This window comes from Roseivirga sp. UBA838 (genome assembly GCF_002296035.1).
Lineage (GTDB): Bacteria > Bacteroidota > Bacteroidia > Cytophagales > Cyclobacteriaceae > Roseivirga > Roseivirga thermotolerans.
In genome coordinates this window covers 72600-90224 of sequence record NZ_DBHC01000010.1, presented here as the reverse complement: position 1 = coordinate 90224, position 17625 = coordinate 72600, and the positions used below count along the sequence as shown (strand labels likewise).

Below are 17625 nucleotides of genomic sequence, written 5' to 3'. Positions count from 1 at the left end.
ATGCATTTCCGAGCTCTCACCATTTTTATCTTAGTCATCACCTTTAGTTGCCAAAAAGAAAAGACTCCAAAATTCGATCAGGAGATCATTGATTTAAAGCTGACGAATTATAACCTCAATTATTTTAAGTTCAATAGAATTCCCTCTTATGACCGAGACACTTTTGAAAACCGAATGAAGCTTGCTTTAAGGTTGAAAGAGCGGGTGCTCGATCAGTCCAGGCCAATAATAAATCTTTGCATTTTAATTGACTGGAAATACAAGCAAAGCGAAATAATTGTTGAACCCAATGCCTATATAAAACATCCTGATGAGTTCGAACTATTATGGCGCGACTATGAAGGAATTAGAGGCCTTATCTTCTTTGAACAAGGGGACAGAAAAAAGCACCTTGAGTTTGCCGCTCAAGTTTTAGATCAACTAGAAAGAGGGTGTGAATTTTACCTCAAGCAAGATTCAGAATACATACCCATACTAGCAGATACTACCAGCCGTAAGGCCTTTCATATTACTATGCTAGACTATTATGGGCTTTTAAAGAGTCTTTAATGACTCTCGTCTTCTTTCTTTTTCTTGCCTTTGAAAAGAGCATCGTGCTGTGAAATTGCGCCTACAAAAGCAATCAGGATTACTACAATCCAAATGAAAGTATTGGCTCCGCTAGCAATTGGTGGATCGAATAACATATCTCTAATTGTTTAGGTCGCAAAGATATGGCAAAAGCTTCATGTTAAGAAGTGGTTCATAGTTTTTTAACAGGGGTGTAACACACAAGGCATTCTGCGGCTCAAAATGTAATAAAAAGTTAACCAGTTTCAGGATAAGTCAAGGCGGTTTTGCTTCTAATTTCACAGCGAAAATAAACCTCATCGAATGAAGAATTCCCTGAAGGTAGAGCGAAAGAAGAAAAAGATCACCCAAGAGCAGCTGGCCACAATGGTTGGTGTTTCCCGACAAAGCATTAACGCTATAGAGCGGGGTAAATACACTCCGTCTACCGCCCTGGCTCTTAAAATTTCCGAAATATTCAATACCACGGTAAACAAACTTTTTGAGTTGGAGCCGGTAGACTACCAGCACTAACCATAGATTAAAATTATTGAAGTGTTTTTGCTACCTTACCTAAGCAAAACACACTTCACTATGCGACTTTTTATACTGGGCCTTTTCTTATTGTTTTCTTTTACAGGCCAATCACAAACCCCACAGTCCGCTTTTCAACATATTAACCTCAAATCTGTTCAGGTGCTCGAACCGGGTCGTGGCAATCCGCAAGAGGTATTTATGGACGATTTGATTGAGTTTCGTTTCGAAAAACCGGACAGCCTGGCTCTGCGCGAACCGCAAGAGCTTTTTCTTTACATCAATGGTTACCGAATGACCTCCTTTCCGGCCAAATATGTAACTAACAACTCTGTGGTTTTTCAGATTTATGAGGCTGATACTCTTCGTGGTCTTCTCAGTCGGGAAATAAATAGTTGGGGAGTGCACGAAGTGAAAGTAAGAATGAGCTTTGGCAACAGCAGCGGCCAACACATTCATATGGACGAGGCAAACATACTCATCGATTTCGACCCCTACTTCCCCATTAGAAGCTGGGTGGGCAGAGGCATTATTCTTCTCATTATTTTCGTTTTCTTCAGCCTGGTACGAAAGAATTACTTTCTCAAGGGCATTAACAGTACAAAGTACAGCCTTTCTCGAGTGCAATTGGCCTGGTGGACTATGATTGTTATTTGCTGTTATATTGCCTTATGGTCGGATAGCGGCATTCTTGTGCCTCTTTCAGGAGACACGCTTATACTTATCGGAATTAGTGCGGGAACAGCCGCTGCGGCTCAAACCATTGACATAAGCAAAATGCGTACTTTGGAACAGAGTGGTGCAACTGCCCAGGCACAAACGAAAGAACCGATTCATAAAAACCAGACGTTCCTCTTTCAAATTCTGTCTGATGAAAACGGTATCAACATTCAGCGCTTCCAAAGCGTGGTTTTTACCTTTTTTATAGGCATTTTCTTTGTGTTTGAGGTAATAACCAAGTTTGAAATGCCCGACCTTGATTCGGGCATACTCGGGCTGATGGGCATTAGTTCAGCCACTTATGCCGGGCTAAAAACCAATGAGGGTAAAACCTGATGTAAACAACACGGGCTCCTTTTCAGGTAGTACCATGTGCCGTAAGCACCAGGCTCCTTGAGCCTCCACGGTTTCGGTGTTCGCATAAGTAAATTCCCTGCCATGTACCCAGGTTCAATCGGCCGCTGGTAATGGGAATAGTCACTGATGGACCCAGCAATGACGCTTTAATGTGAGAAGTCATATCATCGGGCCCTTCGAAGGTGTGCTGATAGTGTGTGGCCTCTTCAGGAACCAACATATTGAAATGTGTTTCGAAATCGGCCCTCACTGTAGGATCGGCATTTTCATTAATAGTAAGACTGGCCGAAGTGTGTTTAATGTGCACATGGAGCAGTCCGGTTTGCAACCGATTCAGCTCGGGCAAGCGAGACAATACCTGTTCGGTAATCAGATGAAAACCTCTGGGGTAAGGTGGTAGCGTTATTTCCTTTTGGAAATAAATCATTGAGCACTTTCCTCCAGCTTGGAGGTGTTTTCAGCTATTCTCAGCTTCTCTACAAAATCATCTAACTCCCCGTCCATTACAGTAGGCAAGTTATGAACTGAGTAGCCAATTCTATGATCTGTCACTCTTCCCTGAGGGTAGTTGTAGGTTCTTATTTTGTCGGAACGATCGGCCGAACCTACAAGTGATTTTCGAGCCCCTGCAATTTCGTCTTGTTGCTTCTTAAGCTCCATCTCATAAAGTCTGGAACGAAGCACAGTCAAAGCCTTGTCGTAATTCTTGTGTTGAGAGCGGCCATCCTGACACTCAACCACAATACCGGTAGGAATGTGCGTGAGGCGTACGGCCGATTCGGTTTTGTTTACGTGCTGGCCACCTGCTCCTGAACTTCGGTAGGTGTCTTTCTTCACATCCTTCATGTCCAGATGAACATCTACATCCTCCACTTCGGGTAACACGGCCACTGAGGCAGCCGAGGTATGTACCCTGCCTTGCGATTCGGTAACAGGAACCCTCTGAACCCGGTGTACACCAGATTCAAACTTGAGTGTGCCATAAACATCTTCGCCAGAAACACTAAAAACAATTTCTTTAAAGCCACCGGAAGCAGCCTCGTTCAAGCTTATCAGCTCTCTTTGCCATCCTTTAGAGTCAATAAATCGCTCATACATCCTGTACAGGTCTCCGGCAAAAATTGCGGCCTCATCGCCACCAGCTCCGGCTCTTATTTCCATAATTACATCTTTATGGTCGTCCGGGTCTTTGGGTATGAGCATCATTTTAAGTTCTTCTTCCAGCTCTTCGTGTCGTTGCTCAAAATCGTCCAGTTCGGCCTTGGCCATTTCCCTGAAATCCTCATCCTTCTCTGTCTTGAGCAACTCTTTGGTAGACTTAATGTTGTCTATGACGTTTTGATACTCATCGAACTTTTTGACAATCTTTTCGAGGTCTTTGTACTCTTTATTCAGTTTTGAGTAGGCCTTCATGTCAGCCATTGCATCGGGCTGCACAATTAACTGAGAAACCTCCTCGAACCTTCCTTTAATTGCCTTTAATTTATCGATCATAGACTTTAGTATTAGGCTGCAAAATTAACAAACAAAACCAATAGCTGTTTACCTTTGCAAAAACATGCTGTTGTGAAGTACAAGGTATTTTCTTCTTTTATTCTCTTGGGAGTGCTATTGGCCTGTAGTAATCAGAAGATAGATACCTCTCAGGTACAGAAAGAGATGGAGGCTCGTGAGATTAAGGTGGTTTCTGATGCTCAAATATTGGAAAAGGCCATGGAAATAGGCAACGCACTGGCCAAAGGCTTTTTACTGGAAGAAACGGAGGCCGGTTTGGAGGCCAAAGTGGACTCAACAAAGGCCAACGTATCGTTTTACTTTTTCGATAGGGGCGAGCAACCCACCGGAAAGGAATTGGCCGTATTCAAAGCTTATGACTACAACCGAAAGAATAGTGTAGCCTCAACCCCTAATGTTCAGAAGCTTGACAACGGGCAAACTCTCTTATATACTACTCCTATGGTACACCAGCAGCAAATAGTGGGGATGTGGTCTGTTAAGCTAAGCCGAAAAGAAGTAGTGCTAAGTATTGAAGACTAAACCTGACTGTAGCGAAAACAGTCGGTTGTGTGGTCATTTACCAAACCGCAAGCTTGCATATAGGCATACATTATGGTGCTTCCTACAAACTTGAACCCTCTTTTTTTCAGGTCTTTACTCAGCGCATCAGACTCGGGCGTAGTTGCGGGCACATCTTTCATGTTTTTGCGGGCATTCACAATTGGTTTTCCTCCTACGAAAGACCAAACATAATTGTCGAAAGAGCCAAACTCCTTTTGAACTTCTAAAAACTTCTGTGCATTAACTACCGTACCTTGGACCTTAAGCCTGTTTCTTATGATACCCGGATCGAGCAACAAGGCCTCCACTTTTTCATGGCTGAATTGTGCTACCTCCTCAGGGTTAAAATCTGCAAATGCTGCGCGATAGCCGTCCCTTCTTTTTAGAATAGTCGCCCAACTCAGGCCTGCCTGAGCGCCTTCCAGAATAAGAAACTCAAAGTGAACCCGATCATCATGAACAGGAACACCCCATTCTTCATCATGATACCTTATATATTCGTCAAAGGTGTTTTCGCACCAGGTGCAACGTTTTTTCATTTCTTTAGAATTCAATGCACATAACTCCCTGCATTAATATCAATAGTGCAGCCAGTGGCATGGTCTGCCATTCCGGAGGCTAAAAGCACTATCATTGGAGCTAAATCCTGCGGTTCCGTAAGCTTATTCAATGCAATATCGCTTAAAGCAAATTCTTCACCATACTGATCCATGAAATCCTGGGCCATGTCCGTCCGCACAAATCCGGGAGCAATATTAAAAGCCACAATATTCTGCTTACCATAGTGCCGCGCTATTGATCGGGTCAAGGCCACAATAGCCCCCTTAGAAGCTCCATAGGCCAAATAATCTCCGGTATCTCCTCTAAAGGCCGCTCTCGATGAAATATTAATTATTCTACCCCCACCGTTTTTGGCAAAGTGGTCAATAGCCAGCTTACACAATAGGCCCTGAGCACGAGTATTCACAGCAAAAGTAGTATCCCAATCTTTTACCCAAGCCTCGTTAGAGCCTTCCATGTCTGATGAAATAGCAATACCCGCATTATTGACCAGCACATCAATCTTCCCAAAATGCTCAACTACTTGTTCAAACAACTGAATAAGTGAATCGGTATTTCCTAAATCGGCCTGAAACGCTCTTGATTCAGCGTTCAACCCTTTTAATACCTCATTGGCTTGGGCTTTATTGGAGTTGTAATGCAGGGCCACTTTAGCTCCTGAGCCTGAGCAAGCCTTTGCAATAGCCGCACCAATGCCTCTTGAGCCACCTGTAACCAAAACCACCTTCCCACTTAAAGAAATTTCCATGTCTTATCCGATTGAAGTGAATAAATTACATGCTTATTGTGAGCTTAAAAAACATATTTACAGCAATTACGAATAAGCCTTAAACGACACGCTATGAAGAAGACTTTTCTTTCTGTTGTGGCCATTTCCCTGCTAGCCACCACCGTCTCCGCACAAACCGTTTCCTTTGAAGAATACAATCCACCCTCATCGCTGGTAGTTCCGGAAAATCCTGTACAAAGGGCCAAGTATCCGTTTATCGATGTGCACAGTCACCAATGGCGAATGGGCGAACGCAACCTCAACGAATTAGTAGCACAGATGGATAGTCTGAACATGGGCCTGATGGTGAACCTTTCCGGAGGAAGCGGAAAAGCCATAGCCGATGCAGTAACCAATATTGAGGCTAACCAACCTAAGCGTTTTGTGGTTTTCGCCAACCTCAACTTCAACAATTTTGATGGTGAGTGGGGCACCCGAGCGGCAGAACAACTAGAGCGCGATGTGGCTCAGGGCGCAAAAGGGCTTAAGATTTTCAAAAGCTTAGGCTTTTCTGTAAAAGATAGTGATGGCAACAGGGTGGCAGTAGACGATCCAAGGCTCGATCCGGTTTGGGCCAAATGCGGTGAGTTGGGCATTCCTGTGCTCATTCACACAGCAGACCCCAAACAGTTTTGGGAACCCTTCGATGCCAATAATGAAAGATGGCTAGAGCTTAAAACTCATCCGCGTAGAAAACGGGAAGCCGATGATCCGGCTCCGTGGGAGACACTCATTCAGGAACAACACAATGTTTTTAAAAAGCACCCCAATACCATTTTTATAGCTGCTCATATGGGCTGGTTTGCCAACGACCTGGCCAAGCTGGGCCAGCTTTTAGACGAAATGCCCAACATGATGGTAGAAATTGGTGCGGTGATTGCCGAACTTGGCCGACAGCCAAGAATGGCCAATGCTTTTTTTCAGAAGTACCAAGACAGGGTTCTTTTTGGCAAGGATGCCTACAACCCAGAGGAGTATCATACTTATTTTAGAGTGCTTGAAACCAAAGACGAATACTTCCCATACTATAAAAAGTATCACGCCTTTTGGCGCATGTACGGACTGGGTCTGCCCGATGAAATACTGAAGAAGGTGTATTACAAAAATGCACTCCGAATTATACCCGGGTTAGATGCAAGCCAGTTTCCGAACTAATTGAACCTTGCAATATCCCGATTCGGTCATTGAAAACGCCTGTCCAATCTCATCCGGTTCTTCTTTGGCAACTGAGTGCCTACGTTTGTAGTATGCATTCAAAGCAACACAAAGGTCAACAACTTATGAAAAACATATTGCTCGTAGTAGGGGTGGGTATTGGGTTATTTATTCTCATGGCCGAAGCCAAAGCCCAAAATGCTAAAGCCTTTATTTATGGCGAAGTAGAAACGGTTGGGGGCGATGTGTACAAAGGCCCCATACGCTGGGGCACTGATGAGGTGTATTGGGTAGAACTATTCAATGCCTCAAAAAGCAGCAACGACTTTTTAAAGTACCTATCCAAACGACAAATCGAAGAACTTAATCGCCAGCAGGGAGAAGGTTCTTCCTGGCTGGGATTAGACCTTGGGGTTTTGAGCATTTGGGAAGACAAATATTCGCGCACCGAGCATCAGTTCGACATACAATTTGGAGATATTAAATCTATAGAGCCCATAGGCCGGTCTAAAGCCAAAGTTCAACTCAAAAACGGGGTGGTTTTTGAGGCCAGCGGCAATAGTGGTTATTATACTGATATAGGTGGCAGTGTTGTAGTATTTGACTTTGAGTTGGGCGAATTTGCCATACGTTGGGACAGGATAAAACAAGTGCGCTTTTCGGGGGCACCGGCAAGCACCAAGCCGGGATTTGGCGAACCCATATATGGCAAAGTAAATGCCGGAAGAAAAGGGGAGTTCCAGGGTTTGATTCAGTGGGACACAGATGAGCGTTTTTTGGATGAAATACTAAATGGTGAAGACCGAGATGGCAAAAAGGACATTCCCTTCAGAAGTATTAAGCGGATAAAACGTAGAGGTAGCGGAGTAGAGGTGTTGCTACACTCTGGTCGTAATTTCTACCTCACCGGCTCTAACGATGTGAACCCTGAAAACCGCGGTGTAGTGGTTTTTGACCCTGAAATGGGAAGAATACTGATTCCATGGCGCGATTTTTATGAGCTGGAAATAATTGAGCCACAAACCGACTGGAAGCTGGGCTACTCAGATTTTCCAAACCCCAGAGGGCTTTCCGGTACAGTGGTTACCATTGAGGGCGATGAACACAAGGGTCTGTTGGCCTATGACCTCGATGAAGCCTGGGAGTTTGAAATACTGGATGGAAACGATGACGATGTGAGCTATCAGATCCCTTTTCGACACATCAAATCCATTATTCCCAAGAACTATAACTATTCCAGCGTAATTCTAAAAAACGATAAAACCCTACTATTGGGAGGAGGCCGGGATGTGAGCCGGGAAAATGATGGTATTCTGGTTTTTCCTTCGCGCAACGCACAACCCATTTATATTCGTTGGTCCAAGATCGATCAGGTAATTTTTGATTAACTTTTCCTGAGATCATGTCCAGAAAGCTAATCATACAACTCGTATTGGCCTTAGTGCTAACGGCAGGGGTATTTCTTAGTCTTTATTTCACCGATGCCGAAAGAGAACTGTACCTTACTGCAGGCCTGATAACTATTACTCTGGCTCTCGTTTGGCTGTGCAATTGGTTACTCACCCGAAAGCTCGACAAAAAACTACCCTGGCTTAAATACGGAAACAAACGCTTTTATTGGCAATTGGGGTTGGGCATTCTTTTGTCTCTGCTCATCATCAATATTAGTTATCTGGGACTCAAGCTGGGGCTCACTGTAGACCCCCCTAACCAACAGCAACTCATTACCATGAACGTGCTGGGCACATTAATTTTGTTACCCACCATTTCCATAAACTTCGGTATTCAGTTTTTAAGCAACTGGAAAAACGCTCAGCTTGCCTCTGAGCAATTTCAAAAAGAAACCATAAGAGCCGAATTAACCACACTTAAAAACCATTTAGATCCGCATTTTTTATTCAATAACCTCAACATTCTGTCTTCACTCATCAGCAAAGACAAGAACCTATCGCAAAGCTATTTGGAAAAGTTTGCCGATGTATACCGCAATATTCTACAAAGCAGTAAAGAGGAGCTGGTAACCCTAAACGATGAACTGAAGTTTATTGCCTCCTATCTCTATTTGCTCGAAATACGTTTTGAAGACACCATTCAGACTTTTATAGATGTGCGCAAAGAAGACCATCTGAAGCTGATACCACCGCTTACCCTGCAAATGCTCATAGAAAATGCCATTAAGCACAACGCTATTTCTGAACTTAGACCTCTAAAAATCTATGTATCCAGTCAAAACGGATTCATCTCTGTTAAGAACAATTACCAGCCCAAGAAAACAGAGATCAAAAACAGCAACAACTCCGGCCTGGACAACATTAGAAGGAGGTACTCCTACTTTACAGATAAGAAAGTTCAGATTTTTGAGAATACCGATAGCTTTATAGTAAAAATTCCATTGATTGAACTAGAAGACTAACGCATGAGGGTTGTTGTATTTGAAGATGAAAAGCTGGCTTCCGAGCGACTCATTGAATTAATTCAGGAGTTAAAACCTCAAGCAGAGGTAGTGGCTTCGCTCAAATCGGTCGAAGCCGCCCTGCTTTGGCTAGACAATAACCCCGAGCCCGACCTTCTGGTTAGCGATATCCAGTTATTAGACGGTTCGAGCTTCGAAATATTTGAGCAAAAACCCATTAAGTGCCCGGTAATTTTCACAACAGCATACAACGAGTACGCCATAAAGGCTTTTGAGGTAAACAGTGTGGATTATTTGTTAAAGCCCATTCAAAAAGAAAAGCTTGCCAATGCGTTGCTAAAACTTGAAGAACGGCAAGCCGAAGCGGTGGTTTCTCCGCTAGACATAGACCAAATTCGGCAAGTAATTCAGGGAACAAGTGTTGAGTATAAATCTCGCTTTCTGGTAAAGTTTGGCCAGCGTATTAAAGCCATTCCGGTAGAGCAAATTGCCTACTTTTTTTCCCAAGACAAGCTCACCTATTTGGTTACTTTCGAAGGTAAAAAACTACCGCTCGATCAGCCACTTGAAGAGCTGGAAGGCCTTATCAATCCGAAAAACTACTTCAGAGTAAACAGAAAATACATTGTTCATTTCGATGCCGTAAGTGACATTCACCCCTACTTTAAAGGGAGGGTTAAGCTTCAGCTGGAGCCCGATGCACAAGATGATATTGTAATTAGCTCCGAAAAAACACCCCTGTTTAAGCAGTGGCTCGATAGTTAATTCCGACTAACATTGGTACAACCCAAACGGACCGACCGCTTCGGTTGGCTTCAGTCCCGATTCGGTGATGCCATACCCCGATATGCCCCTTCTTCATTGGCCAGGAAACCAAAGGGTGACATTTTTGAAGAGTCAATTAAAACAAAAGGTCATGAACTCAAAATTTAGAATCTTAACACTATCACTACTTACCGTGTGCCTCTCTTTTTCGGCACAAGCCCAGCAATCACTTATTTACGGCAAGGTTACAACCATAAGCGGAGAAAGTTACACCGGTCAAATCAGGTGGGGTAAAGAAGAAGCCTTCTGGACCGACCTCTTTAATGGAAACAAAGAAGGCAATGACAATTATCGTTACCTGAGCCGGGAAGATCGCTCAAGGCTGAGAGAAAAAATAAGAGATAATAACCGCTGGGGCGGGGTTTGGATAAGCTGGGGCAGCCGCGATGAATATGAAACCACTCATGAATTTCAGGCTCGTTTTGGTGATATATCATCTATGGAGATGAACCGCAGATCTGAAGTACGGCTTACTATGCGCAATAGCGAAACAATGTATGTAGAAGACGGATCGAACGACTTTAACACAGACATCTATGTGATGGATCAGGAATTTGGAGAAACCAAAATTCGCTGGAGCAGAATTGAGAAAGTTGAATTTATGGACACTCCCAACAAGCTTTCTTCAAAGCTCGGAGAACCTTTATATGGTACGGTGCAATTCTACGGAGGAGAATACACAGGGGTGATTCAATGGGACCATGATGAGCGACTGACTACTGACATATTGGATGGCGACTCTCGCGATGGCGATGTAAAAATAGAGTTTGGCAACCTGGCCTCCATAGAAAGAGAAGGTTCCGGAAGCCGGGTGATTACCAAGTCGGGCAGAGATATGTATTTGCGGGGGTCTAACGATGTAAACTCAGGCAATAGAGGCATTATAGTGACTACTGAGTTTGGAAGGATAGACATCCCCTGGAGAGAGTTTAAAAAAGTGACTTTCTCAGAAGCTCCGGCCAATCTGAAGACTTACCGAGATTTTGCTGGGCTCAAGAAGCTATCGGGCACAGTAACAACCACCCGTGGCGAAACCCTTTCGGGAGAAATAATCTACGATCTGGATGAGGCCTACACCTTTGAGATGCTTCAGGGAGAAGACCATGATGTCAGCTATATTATTCCGTTTGAATCGGTAAAAAGCATTGTGCCCAAAAACTATGATAACTCACTGGTTGTACTGAAAAGTGGTGAGGAGCTAATACTGGGAGAGTCTCGCGATGTAAGCGAAGACAATGACGGAGTTATTGTTTTTGTGAATGGAGACCCAAAGTACATCCTCTGGGAAGACATTAAAGAAATAACCTTTAACTAAGGTAAAGCATTCTTCATAAGTCTATTGCTTAAGGTCGCGTTTGGTCACGCGGCCTTTTTTTGTGAAAAAACTTAAACAGGTAGAACCATTTTTCATTACAATAGCTAATTGATTGATTACAATAAGATTATAGGGTTACTTAAGTCGCAAGAGGTATTTCTGAACCCTGCCTCCATTTGTATCTTCGCAAATGGTTGTAAAAAGATGCTGTGAGGACACAGCTTGTGGCTAGTATACTGGAATCTAACAAATGCGATCTAAATGAGTAACCCTAATGATTATATGTACTTAAAACCCAAAAGGACTTTGGCATTTTCCTTAGTCCTTTTTTTAACCCTCAGTCATGGAATAGCTCAAAAGTCGGTGGTATTACCTTTTGATGCTTATAAGGCGGAAAGAACAGAGTTTATCGAATTTGGTCTGTTAGACATAATGGTTATTTACTCTTATAAACTTTCGCAAAATGATTTGTATTTAGAAACCGTTAAAGTCAATGCTCAACCTCTGCTCGGTTATGAACTAAAATCAATCTCTTTATCTAAAAATAAGATTGATAATCATCACTATAGGTATGAATTATCGGCAGTACTCACAAAAACACACTTAGGAAAGGATATCTTCTCAGCTCCTATTACAATAGTTGGAAGCCTATTTGTTGATGTAGATGATACCAGCGGATTTTCAATAAATCACGAGTTTCATGAAATTCCTGTAATTTCTAAACCCTTCTTGGCCATTCAATACATATGGAATCTGCACTATTGGTTGGTTTTAATAAGTGTATTGGTTCTTTTGGCACGAAAAACGTTACTCAACCTGAGGCATGCTTTAATTGTTGTCATTCCATTAATAGGCCCACTAGTCTATTTGATAAAAGAACTAAAGGTTCTGTTAAAAAAAGAAATGTCTAAGCTCAAGTCAGATAAAAACGATGGAGTTTAGCGGTTGGAAAGTTTAAAAAGTACAGTCTAAAAACTGAACAGAAAGTAGAAGAAAATAACCACCCACACCGCATCTACAAAATGCCAGCTATTTGACAAAATCCTGAATTTTATCTTTTGATAGGGGTTGGTTGAATATACCAGATGCCTTACCACATCTTTTGAGGTTTTATGACACTCCAGCAGTAGATAGAGCAAAAAACCCATAATACCAGCCATGTGTATTACATGTAGCCCCGAGATTACATACAGATAAGCACCCGAACGCTCTCCGGTAAAGAGAATGTTGTGAGCTTGTAATTCCTTCCACCCTACCACCTGAAAGCAGGCAAAAACCAGCCCCAACAGAAAGGTTATTCCAAGCCACTGCTTAAGCTTGGGTAAGTTATCTTGCTCATATAGAGGCATAATCCGGGTAACACAGTAGCTTGACAATAACAATATGAATGTGCTGAGAATAAAGAATTTCGGAAACTCAAACTTGAAGAATTCGACCTGGGCAGGGCGAGAAGCCGTGAAGGCAATGATGGTAAAAAGGAATATGACCGCACTGCCAACCATAGATACATATACAAGCACTTCGTGCGGATGCATACGTTCCATTTTTCTAAAGGCCTCTTTGCTCAGGTTCAGCTTTTCCTTCTGGGTTTTCATTGCCACATTAACATCTAAATAAACGAAAGGGTTGGCAATTGAAACAATTAATTTCCTTAAGAGGTTTTTATGCTTTTCAGTGTTCAACTTGAGAATTCGTTACATTTGCAAGCCATTTGAATTCAGGTTTTGAAGGTTAGAGATTTCATTAAGATTTATAGGGAAGACTCCGTGGTTCAAACTATTGCTGAGCGCATAAAGCCCAACGAAACATCGCATATCCGATTAAAAGGTTTGGTGGGAAGTCTCGATGCCGTAATTGCCACAGCTGTTTATCAGCTCAACAAGCAAACCTGCATATTTGTAATGCACGACAAGGAGGAGGCTGCCTATTTTCACAACGACTTGCAAAACCTGCTTGGAGAAAAAGAGGTACTGCTATTTCCTACCTCATACAAAAGGCCCTACCAGTTCGATGAAACCGAGAATGCCAACATTCTTATGCGGGCAGAGATTCTCAACCGAATTAACCACAAGGCCTCTACTGGTGAACTAATTGTGACCTACCCGGAAGCCCTTACTGAAAAAGTAATCAACAAAAAATCCTTATCTAAAAATACTTTTTCGGCCAAGGTGGGTGAGCAACTGGATGTACCTTTTTTGACCGAGCTGCTTCAAACCTACGACTTTGAACCCACTGACTTTGTGTATGAAGCCGGGCAGTTTTCGGTAAGAGGGGGAATTGTAGATGTTTACTCCTATGCCAACGATCTGCCATATAGAATTGAGCTTTTTGGCAACGAAATAGAGAGTATTCGAACCTTCGATCCGGTATCGCAATTGAGCCAGGAGAGTATAAAGGAGATAAACATTATTCCTAACGTTCAGACACGACTGTTGGAGGAAACCCGCCAGTCTTTTCTGAGTTTTATTCCTAAAAACTCAAAAGTTTGGTTCAAAGACTACCAGCAAACGCTAGATACCATTGCCAAGTACTTTGAAAAGGCAAGCGGCAATTTTTCGGAAGTTATAGCTGCAAGCGGCACCCAGGTGGTGCTTAGCCCAGAAGAACTGTTTGAACAAACACATACTTTTGAAGAAGAGCTGAAAGGTTTTCAACAAATTGAGTTTGGCAACCGATTCTATTTAAATACCGACTTTGAATTGCGCTTTGAGGCCGAACCTCAAACCTCTTTCAATAAAAACTTCGACCTGATTGTAGAGAATCTGGGACAGTGGCAAGTACAAAACTTTAGCCTCTGTGTGGCAGCCGAATCGTTGGCGCAGTTTAACCGGTTGGAAACCATTTTCCGAGAACTCGATCCATCGTTAGAAGTACAACCTTTGAACATTGGTTTGCGAAGCGGTTTTATAGACAAAAACAGGGAAGTACTTTGCTATACCGACCATCAACTGTTCGATAGGTTTCACAAATACAAAACCAAAACCAAGCATTCGAAGTCTAAAGCACTTACACTTAAAGAGCTACGCTCACTTCAGCCGGGAGACTATGTAACCCATATTGACCACGGCATTGCCCGCTTTGCAGGCATGGAAAAGGTCGATGTGAACGGCAAAATGCAAGAATCTATTCGACTGGTCTATCGCGATGACGACTTGCTCTACGTAAGTGTGCACTCCATTCACAAAATTTCGAAGTACACGGGTAAAGAGGGAGCCCCTCCAAGTATAAGTAAGTTGGGTTCTCCCGAGTGGGAAAACAAGAAAAAAAGAGTAAAAGGCAAGGTTAAGGATATTGCCAAAGACCTTATTGAACTCTATGCCAAGCGCAAAAAAGCATCTGGTTTTGCCTATTCTCAAGACGGATTCCTGCAGGCAGAACTGGAGTCTTCTTTTATTTACGAAGATACCCCAGACCAGGCCAAAGCGACTGAAGATGTAAAAGCCGACATGGAGCAACCACATCCAATGGACCGATTGGTTTGTGGCGATGTAGGTTTTGGAAAAACCGAAGTAGCCGTTCGTGCAGCCTTCAAAGCTGCGGTCAATGGCAAACAGGTGGCAGTACTTGTGCCAACAACTATTTTGGCCATGCAGCACTTTAGAACCTTTTCCGAGCGGCTAGCCGACTTTCCGGTTAAGGTGGAGTACATTAACCGTTTTAAAACCACCAAGGAAATTAAAGAAACGCTGCAACGGGTAAAAGAAGGAAAAACCGAAATACTCATTGGCACCCACCGTATTGTGAACAAAGATGTTCAGTTCAAAGATCTTGGCCTGCTCATAATAGATGAGGAGCAAAAGTTTGGGGTAAAGGTGAAAGATAAGCTCAAGGAGCTGCGGGTAAATGTAGATGTACTCACACTAACCGCTACCCCAATTCCGCGCACGTTGCACTTTTCGCTCATGGGGGCTCGAGACCTTAGCGTAATTGCTACACCTCCGCCCAACCGGCAACCGGTTACTACCGAAATCCACACGTTTAACGATGAACTTATTCGCGATGCGGTGAGCTTTGAGCTGAGAAGAGGGGGCCAGGTGTTTTTTGTACACAATCGTATTAATGATATTGAGCAGGTAGGCAACATCATTCTGCGGCTGGTTCCGGATGCCCGAATTGGTATTGCTCATGGCCAAATGGATGGCTCACTGCTTGAAAAACGAATGGTTAAGTTCATTGAAGGGGAGTATGATGTGCTGGTTTCTACCAACATTATAGAATCAGGACTGGATATACCCAATGCCAACACCATCATCATCAACCATGCCCATATGTTCGGCCTTTCCGACCTCCATCAAATGCGGGGACGAGTGGGCCGCTCTAACCGAAAAGCCTTTTGCTACCTCCTTACTCCGCCTACTATTGGTCTGACCAGCGATGCCCGTAAACGCCTGAGCGCCTTAGAGGAATTTTCCGATTTGGGTGATGGTTTTAAGGTGGCGATGCGAGACCTTGACATTCGCGGAGCAGGTAACTTACTGGGAGCCGAGCAAAGTGGTTTTATTTCGGACCTGGGCTTCGACATGTATCACAAAATTCTCGATGAGGCCGTTCAGGAACTCAAAGAAACAGAATTCCGCGACCTTTTTATGGGCGATTTAGTGAAAGAGGCAGCCCAAATTGTTGCTCAGGACTGCACCATTGAAACCGACCTTGAAATTCTAATACCAGACACTTACGTATCTAACACCACCGAAAGAATTGGTCTGTACGCCAAGTTGGATAATATTAAATCTGAAGAAAAACTCGAGCGATTTATAAAGAATCTAAAGGATAGATTTGGGCCTATACCCGACTCGGTTCAAGACCTGATTCAAACCGTTAGGTTGCGGTGGGTAGCCGAAAAACTTGGTTTTGAAAAAGTGATTATCAAAAACGAGTCTATGAAATGCCACTTTATGCCTTCGGATAAAGAGGCCTACTTCCAGTCAGAAACATTTGGTAAGATTATAGCCTTTATTCAGCAACACCCTAAGCGCTGCAAAATGAAAGAATATAAAACCCGCCTTATTCTTAAGATCGATGAGGTACTTACCGTAAATGAAGCCAAAGACTGGCTCACTAAGATGTTGGAATAGCCCGGTGGTTCTCCAAAAACTGTTGCGACTCCCCAAGGTATGCCTTAATGGTGTTATGAATGAGGCCGAGATGAAACCTCAACTGTCGGGCTTTATCTGCAAAGGCTTCTGCGTTTTCTTTAGACTCCGCACGGCCCATAGCCCCCATAATATCGAACAGCTTTATGGCATTGTCTGAATAGAAGTTCTGTGCCGCATAGACTTCTGCGATTTGCATGTTTACTTCATTGGGAAGGTAGGTAAGCGAATTATTAATTTTGGCCACCTCAAGTGCCGATTTACTCAAAAAAGAGAATGAAAAATGAACCCCGAAATCTTCATTAGAAGCATTGTTCTGAGCCTGAAGCCAACGGTCTATAAAAGCTATATCCTGGGAAATTTTGGCGGAGTCTTCCATAAGCTCTCGCCTGTTTTCCTGCACCTCTTCAATAATATTTAGCAGCGACTGTTGGGCAAGTTTTTTATTAAGGTAATCTTGTCGCCACTCGGTGAGGGTCATGGCCAATACAACGGCCACCACAATGGAAAAAAATTCAAAACCCGCCTTTCGCAAATCTATTTTTACGGCCATCAAAAGCTCATTAGATCCTTAAACTTAAGCGTTTGTCTTCTGGAAACATCTATTTCTTCTCCTCCTTTCAGATAAATACGAAGGCTACCACTAAACCAAGGCTCTATTCGCTCAATCCACTTTAGGTTTATGATTTGCTGACGATTGGCTCTAAAGAATGTTTTATCGTCCAGGCGCGACTCCAGATAGTTGAGTGTACGGGTAATCATGGGTTTACTATCGCCAAAATATACAGTGGTATAGTTGCCACTCACCTCAAACAAACGAATGTCTGATAGCTGCACAAACCAACACTTCTCACCATCTTTTACAAAAACCTGATCGTGAATGGTCAGTACATCATCTGCCCTTTCTTCTTCCTTCTGCTTCTTCTTAATCTTATCGAACACTTTAGAGACAGCTCCTGCAAGTCGCTGTTTTTCTACAGGCTTCACCAGGTAATCCAGCGCATTGTATTCAAACGCTTTAAGAGCATGCTCATCGTACGCTGTAGAGAATATTACTTCAGGCACCGCTTCAAGCTCCTCCAGCAAATCGAACCCACTTTTGCCGGGCATCTGAATATCGAGAAAAATAAGTTCAGGCTTCAGTTCGGCTATTTTTTCAATGGCCTCGTCTACATTGGCTGCCTCACCAACAATGTGCACGTTGTCAAATTCTTTGAGCAGTCTCTTGAGCTCATTTCTGGCCAGGCGAGAATCGTCTATAATCAGTGTCTTCATA

At 43.2% G+C, this 17625-nt stretch carries 19 protein-coding genes; 11 read left to right on the top strand and 8 right to left on the bottom strand.

Annotated features, from left to right (window positions below; all coding sequences use genetic code 11):
• On the top strand, positions 1-549 hold the full coding sequence (locus B3O12_RS03220; protein WP_286755280.1) for a hypothetical protein: 549 nt from the start codon (positions 1-3) through the stop codon (positions 547-549).
• On the opposite strand, the gene B3O12_RS03215 is transcribed toward B3O12_RS03220, so the two are convergent.
• Positions 546-686: a hypothetical protein gene (locus B3O12_RS03215; protein WP_189628827.1), complete on the bottom strand. Its 141-nt coding sequence runs from the start codon at positions 684-686 to the stop codon at positions 546-548. The genes B3O12_RS03220 and B3O12_RS03215 overlap by 4 nt on opposite strands.
• Before the next feature lie 187 nt (positions 687-873).
• Here B3O12_RS03215 and B3O12_RS03210 point away from each other — a divergent pair, with 187 nt between their 5' ends.
• Positions 874-1083 carry a helix-turn-helix transcriptional regulator gene (locus B3O12_RS03210; protein WP_189628826.1) on the top strand — a complete coding sequence of 70 codons (210 nt, stop codon included), beginning with the start codon at positions 874-876 and terminating at the stop codon, positions 1081-1083.
• Between the two features lie 60 nt (positions 1084-1143).
• Complete coding sequence (locus B3O12_RS03205) at positions 1144-2139, top strand: hypothetical protein (RefSeq protein ID WP_189628825.1); 996 nt, start codon at positions 1144-1146, stop codon at positions 2137-2139.
• A gap of 22 nt (positions 2140-2161) precedes the next feature.
• Here B3O12_RS03205 and B3O12_RS03200 read toward each other — a convergent pair whose 3' ends face one another.
• Both B3O12_RS03200 and prfA read right to left on the bottom strand, forming a co-directional pair.
• Positions 2162-2587, bottom strand: coding sequence for a secondary thiamine-phosphate synthase enzyme YjbQ (locus B3O12_RS03200; RefSeq protein WP_286755278.1), 426 nt, complete (start codon positions 2585-2587; stop codon positions 2162-2164).
• Positions 2584-3654: a peptide chain release factor 1 gene (gene prfA / locus B3O12_RS03195; protein ID WP_189628823.1), complete on the bottom strand. Its 1071-nt coding sequence runs from the start codon at positions 3652-3654 to the stop codon at positions 2584-2586. Before prfA ends, B3O12_RS03200 begins: the two co-directional genes overlap by 4 nt.
• Positions 3655-3726: 72 nt before the next feature.
• Between prfA and B3O12_RS03190 the strand changes: the two genes are divergently transcribed.
• Positions 3727-4197 carry a hypothetical protein gene (locus tag B3O12_RS03190; protein WP_286755277.1) on the top strand — a complete coding sequence of 157 codons (471 nt, stop codon included), beginning with the start codon at positions 3727-3729 and terminating at the stop codon, positions 4195-4197.
• Here B3O12_RS03190 and B3O12_RS03185 read toward each other — a convergent pair.
• Together B3O12_RS03185 and B3O12_RS03180 are read right to left on the bottom strand one after the other, a co-directional pair.
• Positions 4194-4757 (bottom strand): DNA-3-methyladenine glycosylase I, encoded by a 564-nt coding sequence (locus tag B3O12_RS03185; protein WP_189628821.1) that lies wholly within the window; start codon positions 4755-4757, stop codon positions 4194-4196. The genes B3O12_RS03190 and B3O12_RS03185 overlap by 4 nt on opposite strands.
• Before the next feature lie 11 nt (positions 4758-4768).
• Positions 4769-5527: an SDR family NAD(P)-dependent oxidoreductase gene (locus B3O12_RS03180; RefSeq protein ID WP_286755276.1), complete on the bottom strand. Its 759-nt coding sequence runs from the start codon at positions 5525-5527 to the stop codon at positions 4769-4771.
• A gap of 93 nt (positions 5528-5620) precedes the next feature.
• On the opposite strand from B3O12_RS03180, the gene B3O12_RS03175 reads away from it, so the two are divergent.
• From B3O12_RS03175 to B3O12_RS03150, 6 genes are all read left to right on the top strand, one after another.
• The gene (locus B3O12_RS03175) at positions 5621-6703 is read left to right on the top strand and encodes an amidohydrolase family protein (RefSeq protein ID WP_286755274.1); all 1083 of its coding nucleotides are present in this window, start codon (positions 5621-5623) and stop codon (positions 6701-6703) included.
• 125 nt (positions 6704-6828) lie between these two features.
• Positions 6829-8091: a hypothetical protein gene (locus B3O12_RS03170; protein ID WP_286755272.1), complete on the top strand. Its 1263-nt coding sequence runs from the start codon at positions 6829-6831 to the stop codon at positions 8089-8091.
• Between the two features lie 14 nt (positions 8092-8105).
• On the top strand, positions 8106-9116 hold the full coding sequence (locus B3O12_RS03165; protein WP_286755271.1) for a sensor histidine kinase: 1011 nt from the start codon (positions 8106-8108) through the stop codon (positions 9114-9116).
• 3 nt (positions 9117-9119) lie between these two features.
• Complete coding sequence (locus B3O12_RS03160; protein ID WP_189628816.1) at positions 9120-9881, top strand: LytR/AlgR family response regulator transcription factor; 762 nt, start codon at positions 9120-9122, stop codon at positions 9879-9881.
• Positions 9882-10032: 151 nt separating this feature from the next.
• Positions 10033-11256, top strand: a complete 1224-nt coding sequence (locus B3O12_RS03155) for a hypothetical protein (protein ID WP_286755270.1) — start codon at positions 10033-10035, stop codon at positions 11254-11256.
• Positions 11257-11517: 261 nt separating this feature from the next.
• A complete protein-coding gene (locus B3O12_RS03150; protein ID WP_286755269.1) occupies positions 11518-12198 on the top strand; it encodes a hypothetical protein in 681 nt (226 codons plus the stop codon).
• A 26-nt stretch (positions 12199-12224) separates the two neighbouring features.
• On the opposite strand, the gene B3O12_RS03145 is transcribed toward B3O12_RS03150, so the two are convergent.
• Positions 12225-12851 carry a cytochrome c oxidase subunit 3 gene (locus B3O12_RS03145; protein ID WP_286744692.1) on the bottom strand — a complete coding sequence of 209 codons (627 nt, stop codon included), beginning with the start codon at positions 12849-12851 and terminating at the stop codon, positions 12225-12227.
• Positions 12852-12980: 129 nt separating this feature from the next.
• Between B3O12_RS03145 and mfd the strand changes: the two genes are divergently transcribed.
• Complete coding sequence (gene mfd, locus B3O12_RS03140) at positions 12981-16331, top strand: transcription-repair coupling factor (RefSeq protein ID WP_286755268.1); 3351 nt, start codon at positions 12981-12983, stop codon at positions 16329-16331.
• On the opposite strand, the gene B3O12_RS03135 is transcribed toward mfd, so the two are convergent.
• Both B3O12_RS03135 and B3O12_RS03130 read right to left on the bottom strand, forming a co-directional pair.
• Complete coding sequence (locus tag B3O12_RS03135; protein WP_286755267.1) at positions 16315-16902, bottom strand: hypothetical protein; 588 nt, start codon at positions 16900-16902, stop codon at positions 16315-16317. The two genes, mfd and B3O12_RS03135, sit on opposite strands and share 17 nt — an antisense overlap.
• A complete protein-coding gene (locus B3O12_RS03130; protein WP_286744686.1) occupies positions 16902-17624 on the bottom strand; it encodes a LytR/AlgR family response regulator transcription factor in 723 nt (240 codons plus the stop codon). The genes B3O12_RS03135 and B3O12_RS03130 overlap by 1 nt, the downstream gene beginning before the upstream one ends.
• Between the last annotated feature and the right edge of the window lies 1 nt (position 17625).